Source organism: Mesorhizobium sp. M7A.F.Ca.CA.001.04.2.1 (genome assembly GCF_003998485.1).
Lineage (GTDB): Bacteria > Pseudomonadota > Alphaproteobacteria > Rhizobiales > Rhizobiaceae > Mesorhizobium > Mesorhizobium ciceri.
This window is the reverse complement of sequence record NZ_RZQT01000195.1, coordinates 1-8677: the sequence shown is the minus strand read 5'-3', so window position 1 is coordinate 8677 and position 8677 is coordinate 1. Positions and strand designations below refer to the sequence as shown.

At 62.1% G+C, this 8677-nt stretch carries 8 protein-coding genes and 1 pseudogene; 3 read left to right on the top strand and 6 right to left on the bottom strand.

All coding sequences use genetic code 11. The features are described 5' to 3' along the window. The 5 genes from EN955_RS32370 to EN955_RS32350 all read right to left on the bottom strand — a co-directional run. Nucleotides 1–494 (bottom strand): GntR family transcriptional regulator (locus tag EN955_RS32370; protein WP_164769945.1); only part of this gene is annotated, 494 nt, incomplete at its 3' end. Continuing rightward, on the bottom strand, nucleotides 487–1539 hold the full coding sequence (locus EN955_RS32365) for a branched-chain amino acid ABC transporter permease (RefSeq protein ID WP_050580427.1): 1053 nt from the start codon (nucleotides 1537–1539) through the stop codon (nucleotides 487–489). The genes EN955_RS32370 and EN955_RS32365, both read right to left, overlap by 8 nt. After that, nucleotides 1539–2453: a branched-chain amino acid ABC transporter permease gene (locus tag EN955_RS32360; protein ID WP_024502243.1), complete on the bottom strand. Its 915-nt coding sequence runs from the start codon at nucleotides 2451–2453 to the stop codon at nucleotides 1539–1541. The genes EN955_RS32365 and EN955_RS32360 overlap by 1 nt, the downstream gene beginning before the upstream one ends. 11 nt (nucleotides 2454–2464) lie before the next feature. Next, nucleotides 2465–3235 (bottom strand): ABC transporter ATP-binding protein, encoded by a 771-nt coding sequence (locus EN955_RS32355; protein ID WP_024502242.1) that lies wholly within the window; start codon nucleotides 3233–3235, stop codon nucleotides 2465–2467. A 95-nt stretch (nucleotides 3236–3330) separates the two neighbouring features. Then, nucleotides 3331–4527 carry an ABC transporter substrate-binding protein gene (locus EN955_RS32350; RefSeq protein ID WP_024502241.1) on the bottom strand — a complete coding sequence of 399 codons (1197 nt, stop codon included), beginning with the start codon at nucleotides 4525–4527 and terminating at the stop codon, nucleotides 3331–3333. A 165-nt stretch (nucleotides 4528–4692) separates the two neighbouring features. Between EN955_RS32350 and EN955_RS32345 the strand changes: the two genes are divergently transcribed. Both EN955_RS32345 and lhgO read left to right on the top strand, forming a co-directional pair. Then, a complete protein-coding gene (locus tag EN955_RS32345; protein ID WP_024502240.1) occupies nucleotides 4693–5421 on the top strand; it encodes an ABC transporter ATP-binding protein in 729 nt (242 codons plus the stop codon). Nucleotides 5422–5447: 26 nt separating this feature from the next. Beyond that, nucleotides 5448–6638: an L-2-hydroxyglutarate oxidase gene (lhgO, locus tag EN955_RS32340; RefSeq protein ID WP_245265314.1), complete on the top strand. Its 1191-nt coding sequence runs from the start codon at nucleotides 5448–5450 to the stop codon at nucleotides 6636–6638. A 517-nt stretch (nucleotides 6639–7155) separates the two neighbouring features. On the opposite strand, the gene EN955_RS32335 is transcribed toward lhgO, so the two are convergent. Continuing rightward, on the bottom strand, nucleotides 7156–8160 hold the full coding sequence (locus EN955_RS32335) for a LacI family DNA-binding transcriptional regulator (protein WP_024502238.1): 1005 nt from the start codon (nucleotides 8158–8160) through the stop codon (nucleotides 7156–7158). Between the two features lie 134 nt (nucleotides 8161–8294). Between EN955_RS32335 and EN955_RS32330 the strand changes: the two are divergent. Continuing rightward, nucleotides 8295–8677 (top strand): annotated as a pseudogene (locus tag EN955_RS32330) (hypothetical protein); the annotation flags it as partial.

The following is an 8677-nucleotide window of genomic DNA, read 5'->3' as shown; positions in this document are numbered from 1 at the left end:
TTGGTGAAGGCGTGCAGCGTCTGGCGATTCTTCGAGAGCCGGCAGATCTCGAGGTGGAAGGCGAGGTCGTTTTCGACCAGCGCGATCTCGTCATTGGCATTGGCGGCCGCGACCATGGCATCAACGAAACCGGCAATGCGGTCGATGTCGGCGTCCGTCATCTGCGGCAGCGCCTGTTCCATCGCAAAACGTTCGACGACGATGCGGAAGGAGAAGATCTCATCGATATCGCTGTGCAGGAAGGTTCGAACGAAGGTGCCCTTGCGGGGAACCGCGACGAGCAGGCCGCGCTCCTCCAACCGGCGGATCGCCTCGCGGATGGGATTGCGGCTGATCCCCAGCTGGCGGGCCAGTTCCGCTTCGTTGATGCGCTGGCCGGGCTGGAGCCGGCCGAAGATCAGTTCACGCACGAGTAACGTCGAAACCTGGTCGGACAGCATCCGGTGGTCGATGATGCCGATCGGTTCATCCGTATTGAAGAGATTGTTAGCCATTGATGAGCCCCTTATCGCGCTGTAGCCGCTGCGGCAGGCCTATTTCTCGACCTGCCATGATCCCGTCTTTGCGGAAGACCAGTATCAACAGCATAAAGCCCGCGATGATAAGTTCCTGCGTGCCCGCCGGCAGCGACCACTGTTGGCCGCCGATCGAAATTCCGCCTTCGAGGCGACGGAAGATATCGACCATCGCCGTGATGACGACGACGCCGACCACCGCGCCGGCAAGGCTGCCCATGCCGCCGACGATGAGCATGGCGAGCGCGAGAAAGGTGAAGCTGAGGAAGAAGTTGTTGATCGACACGGTGCCGAGGTAGTGCGCCTGCAACACGCCGCCGAGGCCGACCAGGAAACCCGAGAGCGTGAAGGCAATGAGCCGCGACCAGTAGAGCGAGATGCCCGACGCGGCGGCCGCGACCTCGTCTTCGCGCGTCGCCCGGATCGCAAGGCCGAAGGCGGAAATCTGGTAGAGATAGGCGACGACGATCGCGAGAACGGCGCAGATAAGCGCTAGCCAGGCCGTCACATAGGTCGGCAGGCCGACGATCGACGCAGAGCCCATCGTGACGCTGTCCCAGTTGGAATAGACCACGTTCAGGATGAAGAGCACCGCAAGCGTGGAGATCGACGCCGCAAGGCCCGTGAGCCGCATGATGACGAGGCCGGTGAGGAAAGCGGCGGCGCCGGCGAGCAGCACCGAGACGATGGCGGACGGCAGCAGCGGAATGCTCTGGTCGCGCAGGAAATGCGGCAGGCCGGACATGGTGATCGGCTTCAGCATCTCGCAGCAGGTCTGCCAGGCCGAGGCATAGGCTGCGATCGCCATGAACGTGGCATGGCCGAAGGAAATGATGCCGGAATTGCCGACGAAGACGTAAAGCCCGACGACGATGACAATGCTGATCAGCATCTCGATGACGGTGCGCTGCAGGGACAGACCGCCGAAGTGGCCGGTGACCACGACGATGAGCGCAAGCGGCACGACGAGCGCCAGCACCGGAAACCAGAAGCGGCCGATCGCGGCAAGAGATGGCATCTTCATTATACACGTTCCTTCGCGGCGCTGGTGACGATGAGGCCTTGCGGGCGGACGAGAAGGATCAGGATGACCAGCGCGAACACACCGGCATCGCGGAAGGGGCGTAGATCGGTCGGCAGGTAGGTTTGCAGGAGCACGCTGGCGACACCCACGAGGAACCCGCCGAGTGCGGCCCCAGGCAGCGAGCCCATGCCGCCGATGACGGTGGCGAAGAAGCCATAGACGACGGGCATCAGGCCCATGCGCAGGTCGAGCGTGCCGGTCTGGATCGTGAGCAGCAGGGAGACCACGCCGCTGAGCAGGCCCGAAATAGCAAAGGCGAGTGCGATCACCCGGTTCGCCGGCATGCCGAGCAGACGGGCCATCTGGAAGTTTTCCGCCGCCGCCCGCATCTGGATGCCGAGCGGTGTCTTCTTGAGAAAGAGAACCAGCGCGACGAGCAGGCCGGCCGTGACGCCCATGGTCAGGAGCTGCACGCCCGGAACGCGCACGCCGCCGATTTCCACCGCATTTGCGAGACTCTGCCCGATGCCAACCGATTTGGGCCGGCCGGTATGGATGAGCATGACGAGGTTCTGCAGGAAATAGCTGACGGCGAAGGAGGAGATGAGCAGCGTCGACGGGTTGGAATTGCGCAACGGCCGGAAGGCGACACGCTCCGTCAGCAGCGCCAGCACGACAACCACAAAAAGCACGCCGCCAATCATGAGGGCAGCGGGCAGCGCGCCGAGCAGCAGCGGCGGCGTGACGCTCGCTGTCGGTACGACCAGCGCATAGGCGCCGATCGTAATATAGTCGGCCTGCGCGAAATTGACGAGCCGCATGACGCCGAAGACGAGGCCGATCGCCAGCGCGACAAGGGCATAGAGGCTGCCCAGCGCAATGGCGTCGACGAGAACTTGAACGATGTTGGCCATGGCGTCCGGTCCTAGATCGCGAGGGTGCTGTCGGCCGCTTTTTCGCCCAGATAGGCACGGCGAACGGCGGGATTCATCCGGATGTCCTGAGGCGAGCCCTCGGCGAGGCTCTGCCCGCCGTCAAGCACATGGATGCGCTGGCACACCCCCATGATCACCTTCATGTTGTGTTCGATCAGCAGCACGCCGCAGCCGAAGCGGCCCGGCAGTTCGGCGATGACCTCCATCAGCGCCTCGCACTCCGCGTCATTCATCCCGGAGGCCGGCTCGTCGAGCAGCGCGAAGGACGGCTGCAAGGCGAGTGCCCGGGCAATGCCGACGCGCCGCTCGTCGCCATAGGAAAGGCTGTTGCAACGGTGGTCGGCCTTCATGGCGAGGCCCATCCAGTCGAGGATGTCGAGCGCCCGCTCGCGGGCCTCCCGACGAGACAGCCCACTTCCGATCGCCGCAACGGAGAGGTTCTGCTCCACCGTCATCGTGCGGAATAGCCGCGCCGCCTGAAAGCTGCGGCCAATGCCGGCTTGGGCGATCTTCCGGGCGGTCAGCCGCGAGACGTCGATGCCGTCAAGGCGGATGCTGCCGCTCGTCGGCCGCTGGAATCCGCTCAGCACATTGACCATGGTCGTCTTGCCGGCGCCGTTCGGGCCGATGAGGCCGAGGACTTCGCCGCGCCTGAGTTCGAGGTCGACCCCGCTGAGCGCCCGGATGCCGCCAAAGGCGACGGCAACACCGCGCGCCTCCAGCCGTTCTCTCGATCCCGATCTTTTCGATGGACGTGACATACCGGGCGAGACCTATCCGTAAGCTCGACTATGAATTTGCCAGGAGATTTGGTTCCGCCAGCCGCACCACCATGCGGCCGGCGGATCGCAGCCGGTTACTGACCGACGCGGAACAGGAGCTTCATGTCCGGCTTGAACGAGTTCCGGTAGACCTCGACGGCATGGAAGGAGCCGTTCTCGACCTTCATGATCAGCCAGGGGCGGTCGACCTGGATATGCAGCTGATCGCTAAACGAGGTCGGGCCGGCCGTGAACGGCTGGTCCTTGAAGGCGTTCATGACGCCGACCACCGCTTCGGATTCAGTCGTCTTCGCCTGCTCAACCGCATACGCCCACTGCTCGATGAGGCTGTAGCCCAGAACCGAGTAGGAGGAGACCGGCGGCTCGCCGTAACGCGCCTTGTGGCTTTCAAGGAATTTGTTCATCTCCGGCCGCGGATCATCGCCGTAAAGCGACATGAAGGCGGGCAGGTAGAAATCCTTCAGGCCCGGTACGGCGTTGAGCCAATAATTGTCGACCATCGCCGTGTTGGCGAGGATCGGCTGGTCGATGCCGGCGGCGCGCAGCTGGCGCACGGCAGAGGCGCCACCCGGCGTGAACGAGCAGACGAAGACCGCGTCCGGCTGCCTTGCAAGCCCCTTGAGGCGGGTGATCTGCGAGGCGATCGACGGGTCGTCGTTCTTGAAGGTGTCATTGCCGAGGATCGTTTCCTCGCCGCCACCCGCGGCCCAGGCCGCGCGGAATCCGGCGCAGGCCGATTTGTTGTATTCGATCGTAAGGTCTTCAAGCACGTAGACCGACTTCAGATTCATCTTCTTCTGCGCATATTCGGCAATCGCGATGCCTTCCGACTGCGCCGCGCTGTTGGCGGTGAAGGTGAGCGGGCCGACGCCCTGCACGCCCATTTTCGGATCGGCGGCGCACAGGCTGAAGGCGATCTTGCCCGCCTGCTTGGCGGCAAGCGCCGACGGGGCGCCAAAATCGTAGTCACAGGAGACGACCAGCATGTCGACGCCGCCATCGACGAGCTGCGCCCCGACGGTTGCAGCGCGGGCCTGGTCCGTCTTGGTGTCCATGACGGAATACTCGATCTGGCGTCCCAGCAGGCCGCCAGCCTTGTTGATCTCCTCGATCTTCATGACCGCCGCCTTGAAGGGCGCGCTGTCGTAGTTCGAAAGCCAGCCGGATTCCGCGATGGCGAAACCGATCTTGATCGGCTCTTCGGCACGCACGCCGGTCATAGGCAACAGAAGGGCGATTGCGGCCGAAGCGGCCACAGCAACAGATTTCATCGTCGTTCCCCTTGGCGGTGAGCAAGGCACCGCTTCAATTATTTTGCATATAGTCCTCTGTGGACAGAAGACAGAATGCGGGTTAGATTTTTTTTGTCAACGGCAAAAATGCGGCGGGCCGTTCCGAGTTCGATCGGCGCCCACAGACCGTCAAAGGGGAACGACATGCTTGAAATACGCGGCCTAACCGCCGGCTATGGCCGGCTTGCTGCCCTGAAATCGATCGATCTGGAGGTCAGAAAAGGCGAGATCATTTTCGTCGTCGGCCCCAATGGCGCCGGCAAATCCACGCTTCTGAAGTCAATTTCCGGGCTCATGGCGCCGACCGGAGGCACGCTTGCCTTCAACAGCGAGTCGATCGCCGGCCAGGCGCCGGAAAAGCTGTGCAGGAAAGGCTTGGCACTTGTGCCGGAAGGCCGCAGCATCTTCCGGACACTGACGGTGCGGGAAAACCTGCTGCTTGGCGGCATGATCCGCAAGGACAAGGCCGAAGCCGCCGCCGATCTGGACCGGGTCCTGGAAATCTTTCCGATCCTCAGGACCCGCTACCGCGGCGTTGCCGGCCACCTTTCCGGCGGCGAGCAGCAGCAGCTTGCCATCGCCCGCGCCATCCTGCAGCGACCGTCCCTGATGATGATCGATGAACCGTCGCTTGGCCTTGCGCCGCTGGTGATCGACCAGGTCTACGAAAGCCTCCGCCAGCTTAACGCCAGCGGGCTGACCCTGCTCGTCGTCGAACAGTCCACCGCCCGCATTCTCGACCTCGCTTCCCGCGTCTACGTGCTGCGCAACGGCCATGTCGCGCTGGAGGGTTCGGCAAGCGAGCTCGCCGACGGGCATGCGCTGGAAGAGGCCTATTTCGGCTATGGCGATCGTCAGACCGCGCACGCATAATCGGGCAGGCAAAGGCTACAACCATGATTTTCGACTATTGCGTCATCGGCGGCGGCATCGTCGGCCTGGCGACGGCCATGCGGCTGCTGGAAACATATCCCGGCTGCAGCCTGATCCTGTTGGAAAAAGAGGAGGCTCTCGGCAAGCACCAGACCGGCCACAACAGTGGTGTCATCCATGCCGGCATCTACTATCCGCCAGGCAGCCTGAAGGCCGAGCTCTGCCGCAAAGGCGCGGACGCCACCAAGGCCTTCTGCCAGGAGAACGGCATCCGCTTCGATGTCTGCGGCAAACTGGTCGTCGCCACCTCCGCACTCGAAGTGCAGCGCATGGAGGCACTCCACGAACGCTCGAAGCAGAACACGATCGAAGTCCAGCGCGTCAGCGAGGGTGAATTGAAGGAGCGGGAACCGAACATCCGCGGTCTCGGCGCGCTTTTCGTGGCCTCGACCGGCATCGTCAGCTATGCCGATGTCTGCCAGGCCATGGGGCGGCGTATCAAGGCACTCGGCGGCGAGATCCGCCTGTCGACGCGCGTCACCGGCATTCGCGAAGTCATCGATTCCGTCGATATCGCGTCGGCCGGCGAAAACTGGCAGGCGAAAAAACTGGTGGTCTGCGGCGGTCTCCAATCGGACCGGCTGGCCGTGCTCGCCGGGCTTTCGATCGAGCATCGCATCGTTCCCTTCCGCGGCGAATACTATCGCCTTCCCGCATCGAAGAACGACATTGTCCGCCATCTGATCTATCCCGTCCCGGATCCAGCCCTGCCCTTCCTTGGCGTGCACCTGACGCGGATGATCGACGGCAGCGTCACGGTCGGGCCGAATGCCGTTATCGGTTTTGCCCGCGAAGGCTATCCACGGCTTTCGTTCAACGTTTCGGACATGGCCGACTACGCGCTGTTTCCCGGCTTCTGGAAAACCGTGTTCGCCAACCGCGGATCTGCGGTAACGGAACTCCGCAACTCGCTCTGGAAGCCAGGCTATCTGGAGGAGTGCCGGAAATACTGTCCGAGCCTCAAGCTCGCCGACCTGCTCCCGCACGAAGCAGGCATCCGCGCGCAAGCCGTGCGCAAGGACGGTGCCCTCATCCATGATTTCCTGTTCGCACAAACGGACCGCATGCTGCACGTCTGCAACGCGCCTTCCCCCGCCGCCACCTCGGCGATCCCGATTGCAGCGATGATTCGAGATCGCCTCATGCAGGGCTGCTGAAACGAGGCGGTACGCACTGGAGTCGCAACGCCCGCTGAACGCTGGAGTATCCGTCTTGGCCAAGTGGACGCCGGCATTTTTGGCTGCGCAAAGATCTCAAGCAAAACGACGGCCGACATCGTCGGCAGGGTTCGCTCCCAGCTTGCCGCAAATTTTGTTGACCGTCATAGGGGGCATAGCTGGACGACCTCCCTATGGTACCAGAATGGTACACGTCGATAGGATGCACTGACCCCAAGCCAGCTAAGCTATAATCTTTAAGTCTTTGAAATTGGTCAACTATTTTGTGGTAGCGCAGGCTGGGACCGCTACGCGATCCAAGCTATTGTTTTTTTCGACGCCAAATTGATTTATATCATGGACGCTGTTTTGTCGCGAAATAGGAGGTAGGTGAACCCGACCGGCTGTCCTCGCCGCGCTCACTCCAGGCCCGTCGTGACCTCGACGACGAAAGGTGGAGGGTCTCTCATCGAAGTACCCTGGTTCGCAACTCAACATTCTATCTAACTGGGGCATTCTATCTAACTGGGGCGCAACTTTCACCAACCACCAGCGCGGGCTGGAAGACGACATTGCGCGCCGGCAAGGTGACCTTATCTTCGATGCGATCGACTAGCATGCGCAGCGCTTCGTTTGTCATGTCGGCAACGGGATGCTCTGTACGGGTAAGCCGCGGCTTCAACCCGCCTGCTCCAGCGACTGTGTCGGTCGATGCGATCGAGATGTCCTCGGGACAGCGCAGGCCAAGATCGGCGACAGCTCGCATGACTCCAATTGCCATGACGCCATTGGCGACGTAAAGCGCCGTGGGCCGGGCCAACTGTCCAAGCAGGTCTCGCGCGACTGAATAGGCTGTGTCTTCACGGAACTCGCCGGAACGGACATGCCCGGTTTTCGGAGCGAGGCCGCGTGCGGCCATTGCCTCAAGCATGCCTTGCAGCCTGCCGCTGCCAGTCGTTAATTGCGTTGGCCCCGTTATGGATCCGATTTCGCGGTGGCCAAGGTCCAGGAGGTAGTTGGTTGCCTGCTTGCCGGCCGACACATTGTCGATCGTGACGGTATCAACACCGGCATCTCCGATCGAACGGCCAAGCAGGACCACCGGCACGCCGCCCTCGAAATCCCTTCGTTGGTATTGGCTTTCGGGACCTACCGGAACGAGGACCGACCCATCGCATCCTAGTGTTCGAATGCGCGAAAGAATGCGTTTTTCAATATCAGGCTTCTCATCGCTGTTGAACAGGACGAGAGAGTAGCCCCAGGCGGCGACCGCCGCCTCGGCTGCCGTGACGATGCGGGCGTAAAACGGGTTTGCCAGATCCGCCACGGCAAGCGCGATCAGCTGACTGCGCCCGCTGCGTAGATTCCGCGCGACCAACGAGGGCGCGTAGCGAAGGTCGCGAACCGCGGCAAGCACACGACCCCGCAATTCCGGACTCACATAGGCAGTGTCGTTGACGACCGCGGACACCGTCGCCGTCGACACACCGGCAGCTCTTGCGACGTCTTTTATGGTGGCCATCTGCTCTCTTAGCTAATCGTTTAGCTGTATCTTGGCGCCAATCTCTCGCCTATTTTGTGCTTCTTTGCACGAATTTTCTTGCGAAGCCGTCTAAGATGGGAAAATCTACCGAAACGGTTAGGCGGTTATCAGCTTTGAATCTGAAGATGCGCGTCCAACCTCACAAGGGAGAGAGAACAATGAAAAACCTGACATTCGGCGTTTTCGCCGTGGCCTTGGCATTGTCCTGCGCGCACGCCAGCGCGGCCGACAAGCCGCTGCTCGGCATCGTGTCGATCAGCGCCACGGAAGCCAACAATGTCCGCTATATCCAGGGCGCGACCAAAGCAGCCGACGAACTCGGTTGGAAAGTTACCGTGGTCGACGCGGCGGGCAATGCAGACCAAGCCAACGCCGCCATCCAGAACTTTGCGCAGCTGGGCGCGCATGCCATCGTTGACATGGTGTTCCCGTTCTCTTCGATCGGCGCCGGGCTAGCCGCGGCTGGTTCCGCGAGCATTCCCGTAGTCACTTGGGG